The organism is Microbacterium sp. (assembly GCF_051953575.1).
GTDB lineage: Bacteria > Actinomycetota > Actinomycetes > Actinomycetales > Microbacteriaceae > Microbacterium.
Window position 1 is genome coordinate 1 of record NZ_JBQCIP010000117.1, and the last position, 18,595, is coordinate 18,595.

The 18,595-nt window shown below is 71.6% G+C and carries 16 protein-coding genes; 4 read left to right on the top strand and 12 right to left on the bottom strand.

The features are described 5' to 3' along the window. The 8 genes from uvrA to ACTHNQ_RS07515 form a co-directional block, all read right to left on the bottom strand. A partial coding sequence (gene uvrA / locus ACTHNQ_RS07480; RefSeq protein WP_440332451.1) for an excinuclease ABC subunit UvrA occupies nucleotides 1-2,756 on the bottom strand: 2,756 nt, incomplete at its 3' end. A gap of 9 nt (nucleotides 2,757-2,765) precedes the next feature. Next, nucleotides 2,766-3,308 carry a hypothetical protein gene (locus ACTHNQ_RS07485; RefSeq protein ID WP_440332453.1) on the bottom strand — a complete coding sequence of 181 codons (543 nt, stop codon included), beginning with the start codon at nucleotides 3,306-3,308 and terminating at the stop codon, nucleotides 2,766-2,768. 50 nt (nucleotides 3,309-3,358) lie between these two features. Then, nucleotides 3,359-4,675 (bottom strand): DUF58 domain-containing protein, encoded by a 1,317-nt coding sequence (locus ACTHNQ_RS07490; RefSeq protein ID WP_440332455.1) that lies wholly within the window; start codon nucleotides 4,673-4,675, stop codon nucleotides 3,359-3,361. Continuing rightward, nucleotides 4,672-5,661 carry an AAA family ATPase gene (locus tag ACTHNQ_RS07495; RefSeq protein WP_440332457.1) on the bottom strand — a complete coding sequence of 330 codons (990 nt, stop codon included), beginning with the start codon at nucleotides 5,659-5,661 and terminating at the stop codon, nucleotides 4,672-4,674. Before ACTHNQ_RS07495 ends, ACTHNQ_RS07490 begins: the two co-directional genes overlap by 4 nt. Further along, nucleotides 5,661-6,140 (bottom strand): hypothetical protein, encoded by a 480-nt coding sequence (locus ACTHNQ_RS07500; protein WP_440332459.1) that lies wholly within the window; start codon nucleotides 6,138-6,140, stop codon nucleotides 5,661-5,663. Before ACTHNQ_RS07500 ends, ACTHNQ_RS07495 begins: the two co-directional genes overlap by 1 nt. Beyond that, entirely contained in the window at nucleotides 6,131-6,865 is a 735-nt protein-coding gene (locus ACTHNQ_RS07505; protein WP_440332461.1) for a DUF4129 domain-containing protein, read from the bottom strand. Before ACTHNQ_RS07505 ends, ACTHNQ_RS07500 begins: the two co-directional genes overlap by 10 nt. 86 nt (nucleotides 6,866-6,951) lie before the next feature. Continuing rightward, entirely contained in the window at nucleotides 6,952-9,378 is a 2,427-nt protein-coding gene (locus tag ACTHNQ_RS07510) for a 5'-nucleotidase C-terminal domain-containing protein (protein WP_440332463.1), read from the bottom strand. Nucleotides 9,379-9,541: 163 nt separating this feature from the next. Beyond that, a complete protein-coding gene (locus ACTHNQ_RS07515) occupies nucleotides 9,542-9,988 on the bottom strand; it encodes a MarR family winged helix-turn-helix transcriptional regulator (RefSeq protein ID WP_440332465.1) in 447 nt (148 codons plus the stop codon). Between the two features lie 37 nt (nucleotides 9,989-10,025). On the opposite strand from ACTHNQ_RS07515, the gene ACTHNQ_RS07520 reads away from it, so the two are divergent. The 3 genes from ACTHNQ_RS07520 to ACTHNQ_RS07530 all read left to right on the top strand — a co-directional run bounded on the left by ACTHNQ_RS07520 (nucleotide 10,026) and on the right by ACTHNQ_RS07530 (nucleotide 11,837). Next, a complete protein-coding gene (locus tag ACTHNQ_RS07520; protein WP_440332467.1) occupies nucleotides 10,026-10,286 on the top strand; it encodes a hypothetical protein in 261 nt (86 codons plus the stop codon). 82 nt (nucleotides 10,287-10,368) lie between these two features. Then, complete coding sequence (locus tag ACTHNQ_RS07525; RefSeq protein ID WP_440332469.1) at nucleotides 10,369-10,614, top strand: hypothetical protein; 246 nt, start codon at nucleotides 10,369-10,371, stop codon at nucleotides 10,612-10,614. After that, complete coding sequence (locus ACTHNQ_RS07530) at nucleotides 10,611-11,837, top strand: DUF6895 family protein (RefSeq protein WP_440332471.1); 1,227 nt, start codon at nucleotides 10,611-10,613, stop codon at nucleotides 11,835-11,837. Before ACTHNQ_RS07525 ends, ACTHNQ_RS07530 begins: the two co-directional genes overlap by 4 nt. Before the next feature lie 8 nt (nucleotides 11,838-11,845). Here ACTHNQ_RS07530 and uvrB read toward each other — a convergent pair whose 3' ends face one another. Together uvrB and coaE are read right to left on the bottom strand one after the other, a co-directional pair. After that, nucleotides 11,846-13,927: an excinuclease ABC subunit UvrB gene (gene uvrB / locus ACTHNQ_RS07535; RefSeq protein ID WP_440332473.1), complete on the bottom strand. Its 2,082-nt coding sequence runs from the start codon at nucleotides 13,925-13,927 to the stop codon at nucleotides 11,846-11,848. A 102-nt stretch (nucleotides 13,928-14,029) separates the two neighbouring features. Continuing rightward, nucleotides 14,030-14,653: a dephospho-CoA kinase gene (gene coaE / locus ACTHNQ_RS07540; protein WP_440332475.1), complete on the bottom strand. Its 624-nt coding sequence runs from the start codon at nucleotides 14,651-14,653 to the stop codon at nucleotides 14,030-14,032. Between the two features lie 308 nt (nucleotides 14,654-14,961). Between coaE and ACTHNQ_RS07545 the strand changes: the two genes are divergently transcribed. After that, complete coding sequence (locus ACTHNQ_RS07545; protein WP_440332477.1) at nucleotides 14,962-15,750, top strand: response regulator transcription factor; 789 nt, start codon at nucleotides 14,962-14,964, stop codon at nucleotides 15,748-15,750. A gap of 4 nt (nucleotides 15,751-15,754) precedes the next feature. Here the strand turns inward: ACTHNQ_RS07545 and ACTHNQ_RS07550 are convergent, their stop codons facing one another. Both ACTHNQ_RS07550 and ACTHNQ_RS07555 read right to left on the bottom strand, forming a co-directional pair. Next, nucleotides 15,755-16,921 carry a hypothetical protein gene (locus ACTHNQ_RS07550; protein WP_440332478.1) on the bottom strand — a complete coding sequence of 389 codons (1,167 nt, stop codon included), beginning with the start codon at nucleotides 16,919-16,921 and terminating at the stop codon, nucleotides 15,755-15,757. Next, the coding region (locus tag ACTHNQ_RS07555; RefSeq protein ID WP_440332479.1) for a sensor histidine kinase at nucleotides 16,918-18,595 on the bottom strand (1,678 nt) is incomplete at its 5' end. The genes ACTHNQ_RS07550 and ACTHNQ_RS07555, both read right to left, overlap by 4 nt.

Here is an 18,595-nt window from a genome sequence, read left to right on the forward strand (position 1 = left end):
AGGTTGTGCTCGATCACGACCACGGTGTTGCCCTGCTCGACCATCCGGTCCAGCATCTCGAGCAGTCGCTGGACGTCGGCGAAGTGCAGGCCGGTGGTCGGCTCGTCGAGGATGTAGAGCGTCCGGCCGGTGGCGCGGCGCTGCAGTTCCGAGGCGAGCTTGACCCGCTGGGCCTCGCCGCCGGACAGGGTGGGCGCGGGCTGGCCCAGCCGGACGTAGCCGAGGCCCACGTCGACCAGCGTCTTCAGGTGCCGGTGGATGGCCGGGACCGCCTCGAAGAACCCGGCGGCCTCCTCGATCGGCATGTCGAGGACCTCGGCGATCGTCTTGCCCTTGTAGTGCACCTCGAGCGTCTCGCGGTTGTAGCGGGCGCCGTGGCAGACCTCGCACGGGACGTAGACGTCGGGCAGGAAGTTCATCTCGATCTTGATCGTGCCGTCGCCCGAGCACGCCTCGCAGCGGCCGCCCTTGACGTTGAAGCTGAAGCGACCCGGCTGATAGCCGCGCACCTTGGCCTCGGGCGTCTCGCTGAAGAGCGTCCGGATGCGGTCGAAGACGCCGGTGTACGTCGCCGGGTTCGACCGCGGCGTGCGGCCGATGGGCGCCTGGTCGACGTGCACCACCTTGTCGAGGTTCTCCAGGCCCGTCACGCGCGTGTGCTTGCCGGCGACGCGGCGCGCGCCGTTGAGGCGCGTCGCGAGCACCTGGTAGAGGATCCCGTTGACCAGCGAGGACTTGCCCGACCCGCTCACGCCGGTGACCGCGGTCAGCACGCCGAGCGGGAAGTCGACCGTCACGTTCTTGAGGTTGTTCTCGCGCGCTCCGACGACCGTCACCTGGCGCTTCTTGTCGATCTTGCGGCGCTTCTTCGGCGTCTCGATGGCGCGGCGTCCCGACAGGTAGTCGCCCGTGATCGAGTCCGTGTCGGCGAGCAGCTCGCCGATGGGCCCGGAGTGGACGACCTCGCCGCCGTTGACGCCGGCGCCCGGTCCGATGTCGACGACCCAGTCGGCGGCGTGGATGGTCTCTTCGTCGTGCTCGACGACGATGAGCGTGTTGCCGAGGTCGCGCAACGCGACGAGCGTCTCGATGAGACGCCGGTTGTCGCGCTGGTGCAGGCCGATCGACGGCTCGTCGAGGACGTACAGCACGCCGGTCAGGCCCGAACCGATCTGCGTCGCGAGGCGGATGCGCTGAGCCTCGCCGCCCGACAGGGTCGCCGCGGCGCGGCTGAGGCTCAGGTAGTCGAGTCCGACGCGGATGAGGAAGTCCAGGCGCAGGCGGATCTCGCGCAGCACGGCCGCGGCGATCGTCGCCTCGCGGTCGGTCAGCGTCAGCTGCGCGAAGTACTCCCGGGCCTCGCCGAGGCTCAGGCGCGAGGCATCCGCGATGGAATGACCGTGCACGAGCACCGCGAGCACCTCGGGCTTGAGGCGGTCGCCGTCGCAGACGGGGCACGGCACCTCGCGGAGGTACTCGGACCACCGCTGACGCTGCGTGTCGGACTCGGCCTGCGTGTACTGGCGCTCGATGTACGGCACGACGCCTTCGAAGCCCGACGAGTACCGCATCTCACGGCCGTAGCGGTTCTTCCAGCGCACCGTGACCTTGTAGTTCTCCCCGCGCAGGACCGCCTCGCGCACGGCCTCGGGCAGCATGCGCCAAGGGGTGTCGAGCGAGAAGCCGAGGTCGCTCGACAGACCCTCGAGCAGGCGCTCGTAGTACTGGAACAGCCCCTTGCCCTGCGTCGTCCACGGGATGATGACGCCCTCGCGGATCGACAGGTCCTCGTCGCCGAGCATGAGGTCGACGTCCACCGACATGCGCGTGCCGAGGCCCGAACAGGCCGGGCAGGCGCCGAACGGCGCGTTGAACGAGAACGTGCGGGGCTCGATCTCGGTCAGCTGCAGCGGGTGCCCGTTCGGGCACGCCAGCTTCTCGGAGAACGACTGCCAGGCGGCATCCCCCTCCTCGTCCACGAAGTTGACCTGCATGACGCCGCCCGCGAGCGACAGCGCGGTCTCGACGGAGTCGGTGACGCGGTCGAGGATGCCCGGCGCGGCCACGAGGCGGTCGACGACGACGGCGATGTCGTGCTTGTAGCTCTTCTTGAGCGTCGGCGGCTCGGCCAGCTGCACGAGCTCGCCGTCGACGATGGCGCGCGCGTAGCCCTTCGCGCCCAGCTCTTTGAAGAGGTCGACGAACTCGCCCTTCTTCTGGGTGACGACGGGCGCGACGATCTGATAGCGGGTGCGCTCGGGCAGGTCGATGAGCTGGTCGGCGATCTGCTGCACCGTCTGACGCTGGATCTCGGCGCCGCATTCGGGACAGTGCGGAACGCCGATGCGCGCCCACAGCAGCCGCATGTAGTCGTGGATCTCGGTGATCGTGCCGACCGTCGAGCGAGGGTTGCGGTTCGTCGACTTCTGATCGATCGACACCGCAGGGCTGAGGCCCTCGATGAAGTCGACGTCCGGGCGGTCGACCTGTCCGAGGAACTGGCGCGCGTACGCGCTCAGCGACTCCACGTAGCGGCGCTGACCCTCCGCGAAGATCGTGTCGAACGCGAGACTCGACTTGCCCGAGCCCGACAGGCCGGTGAACACGACGAGGGAGTCGCGCGGGATGTCGAGGTCGACGTCCTTCAGGTTGTGCACCCGGGCACCGCGGACGCTGAGCTTTCCGCTGGTGCCGAGGGCGTTCGCGGACGGGCTGGCGGTCGGGTTTCCGGGCAGGGCGACAGGGACGATGGGCACCCGACAAGTCTAGGCGGGGCCTCCGACATCGGCTCCGGATCGTCCTGCCGATGCGCTGGGAACGGCCGGCGCCGCGGCATCCGCCCGGCGCAGCGCGTACAGTCCGGACCCCACCGCCACCACGAGCACCACCGCGCCCGCGAGCGCGGCCCAGGCGATCCCCGCACCCTCTTCGCGCGTCGTGAGCGCCCCGATCCCGAAGGCCAGCGCCTGCGCGACGACCTGGATCGCGATGAACCGGCGAGCGGTCGGCCACAGCGCGCGCACCGAGATCCAAGACCAGGCGGGTACCGTCCACGTCAGCGACGCGAGCACGTGGATCGCATGCACGGCGAGCACGGCGATCGCCGTGTGCGCCGGCGTGGGGTCGGCGAACAGCATCCCCAGCCCCACGACCGCTCCCCCGATCCAGCCCGCCAGCGACCGGGGCACGACCGCGCCGATCACGGCGGCCGTGATCGCGATGCCGCGCCACAGCGGCACCGGGACGACGGCCATCGCACCGGCGGCCGTCACCGCGACGAGCAGCACACGCAGCAGCACGGCAGGCACGCCGCCGCGTACGCGGAACGAGTGGGACCGCCGGTCCGCACGGGGCGGCCTCATCGACGCACCGCCCTCAGGCGCCGCTGTCCGCGCGCCGCGACACGCAGCGCGACATCGGGCGAGCCGTCGGCCCAGGCGACGACGTCGACGCCCGTCGCGTGCAGCTCGGCGAACACGTCCTCGCGCTCGGCGAGCAGCGTGCGCATCGCGAGCAGTTGCTCCCGGCCGAGACGCTCGGTGCGGGGCACGGGCAGCACGTCCACGGCGACGACCGCGTGGCCGGCGGCGCGCCAGTGCGTCGCGAGCTCGGCGGCGGCGCCGTCGAAGAAGGTCGAGAGCACGAACACGATCGAGCCGTGCGCGATGACCGGCGCCCGCCGGTAGCGCACCTCCAGATCACTCGGTCCCGTCGCTGCGATCACGTCGCGCAGGCGCGCCAGCTGCCGCGCGCCCGCACCCGCACGCACCGAACGACCGCCGGACGCGAGCACGTGGTACGCGACGCGGTCGCCGGCCTGCACCGCCGACGTCGCTATCGACAGCGCGGCCTGACGGGCGAGGTCGAGCGACGTCACGCCGCTGTGCTCGGGGTCCTCGGTGCCCCAGGTGGCGACCGCCTCACCGAGGTCGTCGACGGTGTCGATCGCGATCACCACGGTGCTGTCGCTCAGCGCCTGGGTGCGCCTCACCAGCAGGTCGCCGGGTCGCCGGGCGAGGCGAGCGGTGGCCCGCCAGTCGACGCGACGCAGTTCGTCGCCCGGTGCGAACGGGTGGATGTCGCGGAAGTCGCCGCCCTGCCCCGGGCGCGCGCCCTCGTGCCCGCCGTGCAGGCCCGTGAGCCGCAGCGCCAGCGGCAGCTGCCGCAGCGGGACCGCCTCGGGCACAGCGTTCCACGTGAGCGCGGTGCGCGGGCCGATGCCGGTGACCCACGCGCCGTCCTGCGCGACGCCGCGCGCGGTGACCGCGATCAGTTCGCTCGGGCCGGTGTGCCGCAGCCGGGTGCGGGTGCGCAGCGTCCCGGTGCCCGGCGCGGCGTCGGCGAGGCCGCTGCGCAGTCCGCCCTGATCGACGGCGAGCTGCACCCAGTCCCCGGAGATGACGGCATCCACGTCCCCGACGACGAGTCCCTCCTCGGGAGCGCCCGCTCCGGCGCGGGCCCGGAGCGCCTGATGGAGGATGCCGGCGGCCGGCCGCCGCGCGAGCGCCCAGGCCGTCGCGAGCGCGAGCGGAAGCGCGACCGCGACGAGGTCGGGCCGGGAGAACGCCACGCCCGCCGCCGCGAGCAGCACGGCGCCGGCGAGCCCGAGCGCCGTCACCGGCGTGCGCTGCCAGCGCACGGGAGCCTCGCCGCTCGCGCGGACGCCGTCGGTCATCGCGGCTGCGCGACCGTCGGCGGTACGGGCACCTGCGACACGGCGGCCGACACCACCGCGGCGGGGTCGACGCCCTGCGCCCAGGCCTGAGGGGTGAGCGTGAGGCGGTGCGCGAGCACGGGCACGGCGAGGTGCTTGATGTCGTCGGGCCGGACGTACGCGCGCCCGTCGAGTGCGGCGAACGCACGGCCCAGCAGCACGAGCGCCTGCGACCCGCGCGGCGATGCGCCCACCGCCACATGCTGGGCCGTGCGGGTCGCGCGGGCGAGATCGGTGCAGTAGCGCGCGATGTCGGCGTCGACGTGGATGGTCTCCACCGCCCGCTGCACGTGGAGCAGCCCGTCCGCGTCGAGGACCTGGGCGACGACGGCATCCGGGCTCTGCCGGCGCAGCCGGTCCAGGATGATCTGCGTCTCGCCGTCGGCGGTCGGGTAGCCGACCGAGAGGCGCACCATGAAGCGGTCGAGCTGCGCCTCGGGCAGCGCATAGGTGCCCTCGTACTCGATCGGGTTCGACGTGGCGATGACGTGGAACGGCGCAGGCAGCGGGAACCGGGTGCCCTCGACGGTGACCTGGCGCTCCGCCATCGCCTCGAGCATCGCCGACTGCGTCTTGGGCGTCGTGCGGTTGATCTCGTCCGCGAGGAGGAGGCCGGTGAAGATGGGCCCCGGGCGGAACCGGAACTCGCCGGTGTCGGGGGCGTAGACGTACGAGCCGGTGACGTCCCCGGGGAGCATGTCGGGCGTGCACTGCAGCCGGCGGAAGTCCAGGCCCAGAGCGGTCGCGAGGCTGCGCGCCGCGAGCGTCTTGCCGAGCCCGGGGACGTCCTCGAAGAGCACGTGCCCACCGGCGAGCACGGCGGCGAGGGCGATCGTGAGCGGGTCGTCCATGCCGACGACCGCCGTGCGGACGCTGTCGAGGACGCGGCGCCCGAGATCGGCGACGTCTTCGGCCTGCGGAGTGGCGGGTGTGGGTTCCGGGTGCATCAGCGCTCCTGGTTCTGGGGGGAGGGAAGACGGTCGACCGCGGCCATGACCCGTTCGAGGTCGGCCCGCGTGACCTCGGGGCGGCTGAAGGTCTCGCGGATGCCGGGCCCGAGGAGCGTGTCCACCTCGGTCTCCTGGCCCGGATCGTCGAGGTCGAGTCCGAGCCGCGCGAGGCGGTGGCGGAGGACGCGCTGCACGCGGCGCACGATGAGGAACCCCGCCTCGCCCGTGCGGGAGTTGATGTTCCAGCTGAGGCGCGAGACCTCGGACCCTCGAGGACGCCGCTCAGGTCGCGCCGGCGGCCACGAGCCCTCGTCGAGCAGACCGGCGCGGGTGAGCAGGCCCAGCGCGAGCAGGAGCACCAGCCATGCCGCGGCGAACCCGGCGGGCACTCCCATCCGGTCCAGGAGATACACGATCCCGGCGCCTGCCGCGACCGCCAGCATCCCGAGGACGACGCGCTTCAGGATCACCGCCATTCGCGCTCGATCCTCTCCAGAAGACGCCGGGCCTCGGCACGGTCGGGCTCCGTCGCGGCGTAGCCCCCGAAGCGCACGCGTTCATAGAGGGCGAGCAGCCGGCGCGCGTCCGCCTCGATGGCCGACCGGCGGGCGATGATCCGCACCGCAAACTCCCCCGCCGTCTCGCTGACCCCTCGGGCGACACCCGAGTCGGCGGCCGCCTCCTCGACGCCGACCCACGCCGCGACGATGGCGTCGCCCGCGGCTGCGGCCAGGTCGATGCGCTGCAGGGCGGCGACGATGCCCCGTTGGATCACCGCGGCGTCCGGCTGCGCATCGGCAGCCGCCGGTGTCGTGGACGCCGCAGAGATGACGGCGCCTTCGCGCACGTCCAGTTCGCGGTTCTCCCACGCTCGGCGCAGCGCCCTCGTCACGACGACGACGAGCAGCGCCAGCAGCGCGGCGGCGACGAGGCCCAGGAGGATCAGGATGACGGTGCGCACGGCGCCGGGATCGGCGTCGGCGGGCAGCTCGGGGAGCGGTTCGCTCGACGCGGTTGCCGAAGGAGCGGGCTCAGCCGTCTGCGTCCCCTGGGCCGGAGGGACCGTGCGGAACTGCGGAACGCCCTGCACGCTCGCCAGCAGCATGAGCAGCGTCGCCACGACGACGATCGCTCCTCCCGCGGCCAGCCCCCGCAGACGCCCGCCGGCCCGCTCCGTGCGGGAGCGGACGGCGGGTGTCATGTCCCCACCCTACGGCCGCCGGGAACGCCGACGGGGCCTGCCGCATCCGTGGATGCCGCAAGCCCCGCCGCGTGGAGGGTCGCGGGCTACTTGACCTCGACCGTCACCGTCGCGCTCGTCGACGGCTTGACCGTGTCGCTGCCGCCGTACACGACGTACAGCGGGTGCGAGCCCTTGCCGAGCTTCGGCAACTTGACCTGAACGACGCCGCCGCTACTGGCGGTCAGCGTGACCGTGGCGATCGCGTCGCCGCCGTCGTAGATGACCGCCTCGCCGAGAGCCGGTGTGCCGTCCTCGGTCGTGACGGTCGTCGTGTACTGGATGACGCCGTTGCCCTTCGAGTTCGCGAAGGTCTTGTTCGGCAGGCCGACCGTCGTGCTGTCGGCCTTGTCGATCGCGACCGGGACGACGACGGACGTGCCCGTCTGGGTCCCCGTGAGGGTGAGCTGCACCGTCGTGCCGCGGGCGACGGACGCCGGCAGCTGCACCGACACCGCGGCGGTGCCGTAGTTGTCGTACACCTCGGTGCCGATCGTGTTGTCGACCGGGAACGAGCCGAGTGCCACGCCGTCGAGCGACACCGCGATCTGGCTGTCCTTGACGTCGGGAGCCGTGGACATCGCCCACGACTTCACGCCGAAGGCGACGGTGGCACCCGGGTCGTAGGCGCCCGGAGCACCCGCAGGGAAGCCGATCTCGACCGCGTGCTGGGCGTAGTCGACCGGAAGCGGCGTGGTCGCGGCGAACGCGGCCATGTAGTCGACCATCGCCGCGAGGTCGGCCTTGCCGGTGTCGCGCTTGCTCGCGCCGTTGGCCAGCTCGAAGAAGTTGTCGCCGCCGGTCGCGAGGAACGAGTTCACGGTGACCGAGTAGGTCGCCGCGGCATCGATCGGCTCGCCGTTCAGCCACATCCCGGTCACGGTGCCCTTGGGCGCGGTGTACGAGATCGTCGACTCGTCGACGTCGGGTGTCTTCGGGTCGTCCTTCTGGAACTCGGTCACGTTCTTCTGCGAGTACGTGTAGGTGAAGCCGTCCGAGACGCCCAGGCGCAGGAACGGACGCGTCGCCACCTTGTTGAGGGCGTCACGCTGCCACTGCTGCTCGAGCACCTTCTTGATCTGGGCGCCGGTGAGCTGCATGTTGACCAGGGTGTTCGCGAAGGGCTGCACGACGGCCGCCTGCTGGTAGGTCAGCGTCGCCGGGTAGCCGGCGGCGTTGCTGCCGACCATGTCCTGACGAAGACCACCCGGGTTCATGAACGCGATCTGCGCCGACCCCGACTCCGGCTTCTCGGTCGCCCAGCGCTGCACCTCGGCCACCAGGTTGCCGAGGGTGGACTCCCCTCCGCGGTTCTCGGTGGTGCCGTTGGCGAGCTTGGCACGGTTGAACGGCCCGGCGATCTTGCCGAGCTCCACAGCGCCCAGCACCTCGGCCTGCTGCTTGGCGTCGGCGGCGATCTTCTGCACGTCGGGGTCGGCGGGGTAGTCCGCGACCCACGTGGTCGTGGTGCCCACCGTCACCGGGTGCTCCAGAGCGAGGATCTTCTGGGTCTTGGCCGTCACGTTGCCGGCGTCGTCGACCGAGAAGACCAGCTGGTTGAGGTTCGTGCCGTACTGACCGGCCGAGACGACGGGCCGTTCGGTCACGGCACGGCCCTGCCAGGCTGCGACGGGGAACGAGCAGTTGTAGGCGAGGTGGGTGTGGCCCGACACGATCGCGTCGACGTCCGGCGAGACGTTGTTGATGATGTCCGCCCAGGCGCCGGAGTCGTCCATCGTGGCGCAGTCGGTCGACGGCGCACCCTCGTGGACGAGCATGACGACGAGGTCCGCGCCCGAGGCGACGAGGTCGGCCGCTTCGGTGTTCACCGAGGTCACGATGTCCTCTACCGAGATGTCGGCGATGCCGCCGGGGCTCACGAGCGTCGGCAGGTCTTCGGTGACCGCTCCGACGAAGCCGACCTGCACGCCGCCGACGTCCTTGATCCACGTCGCGGGCACGGCGGGGTCGCCGGTCGCCTTCATCTTCAGGTTCGCTGCGATGTACTGCCAGTTCGCCCCGCCGTACGGGTTGGTCGTGGCGTCGTAGGGGGCCATGACGCGGTTCACGAGGTCGCCGTAGCCCTGGTCCAGCTCGTGGTTGCCGACGGCGGACACCTCTAGTCCCGCGGCGTTGAGCGCGTCGATGGTCGGCTTGTCGTGCTGGATGAACGACTCGAACGTCGACGCGCCGATGAGGTCGCCGGCGGCGGCGAACACGGTGTTGGGGTTCGCCGCGCGCAGCTGCTTGACCGCTCCGGCGAGCACGGCCGCGCCGGCCTCGCCGTTGCTCGTGTTGTCGAGGATGCGGCCGTGGAAGTCGTTGGTCGCGAGGATCTGGACGTCGGTCGTGGCCGCGTGGGCCGCGGGGACGACGAGGCCGCCGGTAGCCAGCGCGGCGACCGTGACGGCCGAGGCGCCGAGCGCGAGGCGGCGGCGGGGAGATGGGGGTGCGGAACGCGGACCAGAGCGCATGGGTGCGTGCTTCTTTCTCGAATGCGGTGCAAGACGGTGCGTCGAAGCCGGGCCGGGTTCGGGTGGACCTCGTCGCGCCGATTTCGAGACTAGGAGAAACCTGGACGATCGCCTAGAGCCTGGATGAACGGTCTCACAACGGTTCGGAAAGCGGTGTGCGGTCTCAGCGTGCGCCCGAGAACGGCCGCAGAGCGTCGCGCAGGGCGAACAGCGCCTCGGCGTCGGTGCCGGCCGCGGTCATGACCTGGCCCGGCACGTCGAGCGCGTGCTCGCGCAGCCGGGTCCCGTCGGCGGTGAGGCCGACGTCGAGCACCCGCTCGTCGCCGTCGCGCCGTGCGCGAGTGACGAGACCCTGGGTCTCGAGTCGCTTGACGAGCGGAGACAGCGTGGCAGGTTCCAGGGCGAGCTCGCCCGACAGCTCCCGCAGCGACCGGGGCGAACGCTCCCAGAGCGCCAGCATCACGAGGTACTGCGGATGCGTCAGGCCCAGCGGCTCGAGGATCGGCCGGTACAGCCCCACGACGTTGCGGGCGGCCGTCACCAGGGCGAAGCAGACCTGGTTGTCGAGCTTGAGCAGGTCGTCGGGGCTGAGATCGGCGGTATCCGTCACACCGTTATCCTATCGTGGGCTAATCATTAGTACACTAATGAACATGTCTGATCCGGATGCCACCCCCTCCGACACCCGTCCGCTCCGCGAGCGCGTGCGCGAGGCCGGCGGCTGGTACACGTGGTTCAACACGAAGCTGATCCGGCTCGCCGGTCCTGCCGCCGTGGGGCCGTACGAGAGCAGTCCCCCGCCGTCGCCGGCCGAGCGCGCGGAACGCGCCTGCCCGCTGTGCGGCGCGCCCATCACTCAGCACACGTTCGACCGGTCGGGTCCGAAGCCTCTGATGCACTGTCCGTGAGCCGAACCGGTGTATCTGCACCGCGGAGCGGAGCCTCCTCAACCTGGGACGCGCACGCGTCCCTCGACAAGAGGAGACAGACATGGACGAGGAGACCGACGCCAAGCTGAAGGCAGCCTTCATCGCGGCGATCGACTTCAAGGCCGTCGGCTCGGCGATCGCCGAGTTCGGACCGGCAGCGGCCTTCGAAGACGACCCGTGGTGGCGCTTCTGCGGCAGCGATCTGCGGGTCTACAAATGGCCCAAGTTCCAGCTCGACATCGACGTTCTCGACCGGGTGAGCATCGCCCAGGTGCGCGAACGCGCGGTGCAGGGCGGCATCGGGTGACCGACACCGCCGCACGCGGGGCTGAGATCGGCATCGCCGGTCCCGGTCCCGCGCACCCGTGGACGCGGTGGGTGCATCGCGGGCTCGACATCGCGGAGCTCGCTCTGGATGCCGCCGTCGACGGGCCGGCGCGCGCCCATCTGGACGCCCACCAGACCTCTCTCGCCAAGATCACCGCCGAGACTGCCATCCTCGTCCGCGTGGCCCGCGCCTGCGGCGCTCAGGACGTCGTCGTCCATGCCGAACGCGTCGCCGCACGGCTGCGGCCCCTCGTGACCGACCCGCACATCCGCCTCGGTGCGATCATGCGGCCCGCGGCGGCGCTCGATGTCGCCGCCGCCTACCTCGTGCTCCGAGAAGAAGGCGCCGACCCTGCTCTCGACGCCGCACTGCACAGCGCCCTCGCCGCGCGATCCGCCCACGCGACAGAGCGCCTGCCGCATCGCGAACTCGAGCAGGAGTGGCTCGCCGCACAGCTGGACGGCCGTCCCCCGGTGCCGGAGCTCGTGTTCGCGACCGTGCTCGCGGCCCACCTCGACGTGCTGTGCGGAAGCCGGGACGACGCGTACGCCTTCACACACGCACTGATGTACGCCACCGACTTCGGCCGCCACCCCGACGCGGTGCCCGCCTCTCTGGTCCCCCGCCTGCTGGCGCAGGCGCAGGCTGCGCTGGCGGGTGCCCTCGACGACGAGGACTGGGACCTCGCGGGCGAGCTGCTGCTCACGTGGCCGATGCTCGCCGCCGACGCAGGCCCCGCCGAGTCCACGGCGCTCGCCGTGCTGCTGGACCTCGCCGACGCCGTCGGCACGCTGCCGAGCGCGACGCTGGCCGCGACCCCGCTCGACGGGCTCGCACCCCGCGACCGGGGCGACGCGATCGTTCTCGCGGGCTACCACACCGCCTACGTGCTGGCGATCCTCGCCGCCTCGCTCCCGCGGTGCTCGTGGCAGGGGGCCGACGGCTCGTCCACACGCCTCCGCGACACGTGGTTCGTCGACGACGCCGGACGCCCGGGCTGGCTCGACCTACCCACTGCCGCTCGCGCCGGCTCCGGCGAGGACGCGGCCGGACTCATCAGCGCTGCGCGGCGTCGGCGCCACGTGCGGGCGCGCCGCTTCGCAGACCTCGCCGCCGACGTATCGGTCCACCCGTCTGACGGCGAGTCCGCCGCGCAGAGCCTGGAGCTGCTGGAGCGCCTCGCGAGAGCCGCCGGCTTCTGACGCAGGTGTCAGGCGTGCCCGGCGCGCTCCATCGCTCGCAGCTCCTTCTTGAGATCCTGCACCTCGTCGCGCAACCGGGCCGCGAGCTCGAACTTGAGCTCCCCCGCCGCCGCCAGCATCTGCTGGCTCAGGTCGGCGATCGTCGCCTCGAGCTGCTCGGCGCCCTCGGCCCCGATCCCCTCGCGGCGCAGCTGCGGCGTCGGGCTCTTGCCCATGCCCGACTTCGTCTTCGCCGCCGCCTTGCCGCGCAGCATCCGGTCGGTGTCGGAAGCCTCGCGTGCGAGCACCTCGGTGATGTCGGCGATCTTCTTGCGCAGCGGCTGCGGATCGATGCCGTTGGCCTGGTTGTACTCGATCTGCTTCTCGCGCCGGCGGTCGGTCTCTTCGATGGCCTTGGTCATCGAGTCCGTCATCGTGTCGGCGTACATGTGGACCTCGCCCGACACGTTGCGGGCGGCGCGGCCGATCGTCTGGATCAGCGAGGTGCCGCTGCGGAGGAACCCCTCCTTGTCGGCGTCGAGGATCGACACGAGCGAGACCTCGGGCAGGTCCAGGCCCTCGCGCAGCAGGTTGATGCCGACGAGGACGTCGTACACGCCCGCCCGCAGCTCGCTGAGCAGCTCGACGCGGCGCAGCGTGTCGACGTCGGAGTGCAGGTAGCGCACGCGCACGCCGTGCTCGCCGAGGAAGTCGGTGAGCTCTTCGGCCATCTTCTTCGTCAGTGTCGTGACGAGCACGCGCTCGTCGCGCGCCGCGCGGATGCGGATCTCTTCGAGCAGGTCGTCGATCTGACCCTTCGAGGGCTTGACGATAATCTGGGGGTCGACGAGACCGGTCGGGCGGATGATCTGCTCCACCACGCCGTCGGCGATCCCCATCTCATAGCGTCCGGGCGTCGCCGACAGGTACACCGTCTGGCCGATGCGGTTCTTGAACTCGTCCCACCGCAGCGGCCGGTTGTCCATCGCGCTCGGGAGCCGGAAGCCGTGCTCGACGAGCGTGCGCTTGCGGGAGGCATCCCCCTCGTACATCGCCCCGATCTGGGGCACCGTCACGTGCGATTCGTCGATGACCATGAGGAAGTCGTCGGGGAAGAAGTCCAGCAGCGTGTGCGGCGGCTCGCCCGGGGCGCGACCGTCGAGGTGCCTCGAGTAGTTCTCGATGCCGGAGCAGAAGCCGAGCTGCTGCAGCATCTCGAGGTCGAACGTGGTGCGCATGCGCAGGCGCTGGGCCTCGAGCAGCTTGTTCTGGGACTCGAGCTCCTTCAGCCGTTCGCCGAGCTCGTCCTCGATCGTGCCGATCGCGCGCTGCACCGTCTCGGTGCCGGCGGCGTAGTGGGTCGCCGGGAAGATCGGCACGCTCTCGAGCCGCTGCACCACGTCCCCCGTGAGCGGGTGGAGCATGTACAGCGCCTCGATCTCATCGCCGAACATCTCGATGCGGATCGCATACTCCTCGTACACCGGGATGATCTCGATCGTGTCGCCGCGCACACGGAAGTTGCCGCGCGAGAAGTCGACGTCGTTGCGGTTGTACTGCATCCCGATGAACTTGCGGATCAGGGCGTCTCGGTCGTACACCTCGCCCACCTGCAGCGCGACCATCGCACGCAGGTACTCCTCGGGCGAACCGAGGCCGTAGATGCACGACACCGTGCTGACGACGATGACGTCGCGCCGGCTGAGCAGCGAATTCGTCGTCGAGTGGCGCAGCCGTTCGACCTCGGCGTTGATCGACGAGTCCTTCTCGATGAAGGTGTCGGTCTGCGGCACGTAGGCCTCGGGCTGGTAGTAGTCGTAGTAGCTGACGAAGTACTCGACCGCGTTGTGCGGCATGAGCTCGCGGAACTCGTTGGCCAGCTGCGCGGCGAGCGTCTTGTTGTGCGCGAGGACGAGCGTCGGCCGCTGGACGGCCTCGACGAGCCACGCGGTCGTCGCGGACTTGCCGGTTCCGGTCGCACCCAGCAGCACGATGTCGGTCTCACCGGCGTTCACACGCGCGGCGAGCTCGGCGATCGCCTGAGGCTGGTCGCCCGACGGCGCGTATTCGCTCACGACCTCGAACGGCCGTACGGATCGAGTGGTCTGCACCGATCCAGCGTATGACGACCGTCCGACATCGGGGCCGGGTTCGCGGTGAGCGGAGGGATGCCGCCGCCCGGCGTCCCTGAACGGGCGGAGGCTCGGCGCCGGTCAGGCGCGCGCGGCGCGGCGGGCGATGTGGTCGGCCAGGTCGGCCCACAGCTCGTCGACCTGGCGCAGCGTGTCGTCGACGGTGCCCGCGGTCTCGATCACGACGTCCGCGATCCGCAGCCGCGCCTCGTCGGGCACCTGCGAAGCGAGGCGCGCGGCGGCCTCGTCAGGGGTGAGCCCGCGCAGCTCGACGAGCCGGCGCTCGCGCACCTCGGCGGGCGCGTGCGCGACGACGATGAGCTCCCACGGATCGTCGACGCGCGCCTCGACCAGCAGCGGCACGTCGTACACCACGACGGCGTCGGGGTCATCGGCGAACGCCTCGGCGAACCGCCGCGCCGACTCCGCGCGCACGGCAGGGTGCACGATGGCGTTCAGACGGGCGATCGCCGCGTCGTCGCCGAACACTTCGGCCCCGAGGGCCGCGCGATCGAGCGTCCCGTCCGGGCGCAGCATCCGATCCCCGAACGCGTCGGCGATCGCGGCGAGGACGGGCGACCCCGGCGACTGCACGTCGCGCACGATGCGGTCGGCGTCCACGACGACGGCGCCGTGCTCGGCCAGGCGTGCGGCGATGGTGGACTTGCCGGAGGCGATTCCTCCGGTGAGGGCGACGAGGGGCATGCCTCGAGGATGCCATGTCCGCCGTCCGGGACGGGCGTCCGCCCGCCATGGAACACTGCGCGGTTCCTGAGGCGCCCTTGAGGTCGCCCTGAGCCCTCGGCGGTAGCCTCGGTGAACCGAAGAGACGAGGAAGCGCCAGTGGTGGTACCCGTCTCAGGCCCGACTGATCGGCGGTTGTGGGGGCTCCTGCCGTTCCGGTCGGTGCACCGAGGACGCGCGCGGGGCGGGATCTGGGGAGATCTCCCGCCCTCCGCGCGGCCTGCGGTCCGCCGACACGCGCTCGAGCGTGCGCGCAGGGGTGGGATATCATGACCGACGTCCAGGAATCGGCCGAGTCTTCGCCGGCTCCGGAAGGGGCATCGGTGGAGGAAGCACGCGTCGCCGTCGTCATCGAGGACGAGGACGACATCCGTTCCCTGCTGTCGGTCGTCCTCGCGCAGGCGGGGTTCGAAGTTCACGGCGCGGCCGACGGGGCCGCGGGTGTCGAACTGGTGCGAGCCCACGCGCCGATCGTGACGACCCTCGACGTCAACATGCCGGGCATGGACGGCTTCGAGACCGCCAAGCGCATCCGCGCCATCAGCTCGACCTACATCGTGATGCTCAGCGCCCGCACCGAGGAGATCGATGCGCTGCAGGGGCTCGAGGCGGGCGCCGACGACTACGTGGCGAAGCCGTTCCGCCCGCGGGAGCTCCGCGCGCGCATCGATGCGATGCTGCGGCGTCCGCGTCATCACGTGGCGACGGATGCGGCAGCCGCGGGCCTGTCCGAGGACTCGTGGCTGGAGCACCGCGGACTGCGCCTGAACGTCGGCACCCGCATCGTCGAGGTCGACGACACGGGCGTGGACCTCACGCGGAGTGAGTTCGACCTGCTGGCCGACCTGATGGCCGCCGGGCGCCGTGTGCGCGCCAAGTCGGACCTCGCACTCATGCTGCGCGGCGAACCGTTCGCCGCGAGCTCGTACGTGTCCGACAGCGATGCGCGCGCCATCGAGGTGCACATGGCGAACCTGCGCCGCAAGCTCGGGGAGTCGCCATCGCAGCCGCGCTGGATCGAGACCGTGCGCGGCGTCGGCTACCGCCTGACCGCCTGACCCCCTACTCGGGGTCGCCGATGAGCACCGACGTGTCGACGTTCGCTGCGGCCCGGCTCGCTGCCTCACGCGCGACGCGCAGCATTCCCTTGGGGTCGTAGCCGACCGAGTCGCTGAGCGCGACGCCGACGCCGACGACGGGGATCACTCCCCCGCCGACGCGCCCCAGGTCGTCGAACAGGCCGCGGTAGATGACGGCGGCCTGCCGTCGCGCCTCCTGCGGCGACGACACCGCCAGCGCCACGGCGATGCCCGTCGGGCCGTCCTCGGCGACGATGGCGTTGGTCGGGGCGTGGCGGCGCACCCCGGCGCGCCAGGTCTCGGCGACGCTGCCCGCCACCTCGCTCCCGAACGCGGTGGAGATCTGGTCGAGGTCGTCCACCCGCACGGCGGTCACCGCGATCGTCTCGCTGCGGCGCGCCGCGCGGCGGCAGATTCCGTCGAGGGCGCGCGCGAACGTCTCACCGCCGAGCACGCCGTCGTCGTCCGGGGCGTCGTCGACGCGACGCGCGTAGCCGCGCATCGGGGCCCGCGAGGCGCGCAGCACCGAGGTGACGACGACCGCCACGATCGTGAGGGTGACGGTGAGATAGCTCGTCGTGAGCGTGCCGAAGGCCGTCTCGAACAGCGCGCTGTCGGGACCCGAGGTGACGAACGCGGTCGTCCGCGACACGTAATACAGCGATTGGAATCCCAGCACGGCGCCCAGCACCCACGCGGTGCGAGAGTCGCGCATGGCTCCGCGCAGGCACTCGACCGCGCCGGCGGCGGCGAACACGATGAGCGGCACGAACATCCACAGCGCACCGGCCCAGTCCCCGCCGGCATCCCCCTCCGCGGCGACCGAGATGCCGGCCGCCAGCACCGCGACGGCGACGACGATGGTCGGCCAGTCCATCCGGCGCGCGTTGAAGCGACGGCATCCGAGCCACATGCAGCCCGTCCCTGCGACGAACGCGGCGTTCCCGACCGCCACCGCCCACCAGGCGCCGCCGGTCTGCGCCCACACGGTGTACGCGAGGGTCGTCAGCATCGCCGCCAGGAACGCGACAGACCAGATGCGGCCGGCGCCCTCGTCGCGACGGAGAAGGGTCTCGAGGATGAACAGCACGCCGCTCACGTTGACGACGAGTGCGGTCACGACCAGCACACTGGCAAGATCGAGGCTCATGCCGGTTCTCCTTCCGGCGCCGTCGCCGGCAGCTTGACGATGAACGTCGACCCCACGCCGACGGCGCTGTGCAGACCGAGCTCGCCGCCGTGGGCCCGCACGATGTCGCGCGTGATGGCCAGTCCCAGCCCGGTGCCGGCACGCCGGTCCGCGCCCGCCTTGTAGTAGCGCTCGAACACGCGTGAGCGATCGACCTCTGAGATGCCCACCCCGGTGTCGCGCACGAGGATCCAGCTGGAGGCCCCGTCGCTCGTCGTGCCGACGAACACCGTGCCGCCGTCCTTGTTGTAGGCGATCGCGTTCGACACCAGGTTGTCGACGACCTGACGCAGCCGCAGTGCGTCCGCCCAGGCCGTCGCCGGCTCCAGCCCCGACACGTCGATCGTGATCGCCCGCGCTGCCGCGCGGGTCGTGGCGTCGGCGGCCGCCGCCTGCACGAGCGCACGGATGTCGAGCAGCTGCGGCACGAGGGATGCCTCGACCGCGGACGGCGACGAGCTCGACGCCGTCAGGATGTCGGCGACGATCCGCAGCAGTCGCTCCGCGTTGCGCTCGGCGATGTCGAGCCCCTCGCGGACGGTCGCGGGCGTCTCGGGGTCCTCGATGGCGAGGTCGAGGTAGCCGAGGATCGACGTGAGCGGCGTGCGCAGCTCGTGCGACACCGACGCCACCAGGTCGTCGCGCGCCCGCAGCGCGGTGAGCTCGGCCGTGACGTCGCGCGAGACGACGATCGCGCCCGCGTCCTCGCCGTCGGGATCGATGAGTCGCCGGGCCGTCGTGGTGAGCGCGCGACGCGGCCCCGGCGCGACGCCGAACCACACCACCTGACCGTCGAAGGACTCGCCGCGCCGCGCGCGCTCCAACGGCAGCTCAGCGGTGGGGAGCGGTGTCGTCCCGTCGTCGCGGAACGCCGCCACGCCCGCGGCGTCGTCGGGCTCCAGCCCCTGCTGCAGGCGGCCGTGCGCCTCGTTGGTCACGGCCACGCGGCCGTCGGGCGCGATGCGCACCACGCCGAAGTCGACCGCGTCCAGCACCTCCGTGACGATCTGCTCCTGCCGTCGCGTGCGGTCCAGGATGCTGCGCAGCAGCTGCGACTGCTTGGCCAGCAGGGTCCGCTGCGCGTCGGAGCGGCGGGCGTTCAGATGGCTCGTCGTCGCCACCGCGATCAGCACGAGGGGCAGCAGGAACGTGCGATAGGTGACCTCCGTGGCGTTCTGCACCGTCAGGACGCTGATGACGCCGGCGATGGCGACGATCACGCCGAACAACCCGAGCAGCCCGAAGCCGCCGGCCAGCCACGTCGTGGGGAAGATCCAGAGCAGTCCCAGCACCGAGTCCGGGGCGGCGATCTGCATGATCGTGATGGCGAGGATGTCGACGGCCGGCACGACGGCGACCCACCCGTACGGCAGGCGGTTCCAGGGCACGACGAGCGTCGCCGCCGTGACGATCACCACCACGACGAGGCCGACGAAGAACATCACGGTGTCGCCGTGGAACGGCCCGAGCGCCACGAGCACACCGAGCACGAAGACGACGGCGGCCAGCAGCAGCTGGTTGAGGGTGGCCGTGCGGTCGCGGGTGCGGTCAGCCGCGTCGGGCGCATGCGCGCGCGGGCGCGGCCCGGGCTTGCCCGGATCCCCCGGCGTGACGGCGCTCACACTGCGAACGTAA

Bases quoted from the DNA above. Each gene is read 5' to 3' on its own strand.
- ACTHNQ_RS07490 (WP_440332455.1), bottom strand. From the start codon at position 4,675: ATGACCGACGGCGTCCGCGCGAGCGGCGAGGCTCCCGTGCGCTGGCAG.
- ACTHNQ_RS07495 (WP_440332457.1), bottom strand. From the start codon at position 5,661: ATGCACCCGGAACCCACACCCGCCACTCCGCAGGCCGAAGACGTCGCC.
- ACTHNQ_RS07500 (WP_440332459.1), bottom strand. From the start codon at position 6,140: ATGGCGGTGATCCTGAAGCGCGTCGTCCTCGGGATGCTGGCGGTCGCG.
- ACTHNQ_RS07505 (WP_440332461.1), bottom strand. From the start codon at position 6,865: ATGACACCCGCCGTCCGCTCCCGCACGGAGCGGGCCGGCGGGCGTCTG.
- ACTHNQ_RS07510 (WP_440332463.1), bottom strand. From the start codon at position 9,378: ATGCGCTCTGGTCCGCGTTCCGCACCCCCATCTCCCCGCCGCCGCCTC.
- ACTHNQ_RS07520 (WP_440332467.1), top strand. From the start codon at position 10,026: ATGAACATGTCTGATCCGGATGCCACCCCCTCCGACACCCGTCCGCTC.
- ACTHNQ_RS07525 (WP_440332469.1), top strand. From the start codon at position 10,369: ATGGACGAGGAGACCGACGCCAAGCTGAAGGCAGCCTTCATCGCGGCG.
- coaE (WP_440332475.1), bottom strand. From the start codon at position 14,653: ATGCCCCTCGTCGCCCTCACCGGAGGAATCGCCTCCGGCAAGTCCACC.
- ACTHNQ_RS07545 (WP_440332477.1), top strand. From the start codon at position 14,962: ATGACCGACGTCCAGGAATCGGCCGAGTCTTCGCCGGCTCCGGAAGGG.
- ACTHNQ_RS07550 (WP_440332478.1), bottom strand. From the start codon at position 16,921: ATGAGCCTCGATCTTGCCAGTGTGCTGGTCGTGACCGCACTCGTCGTC.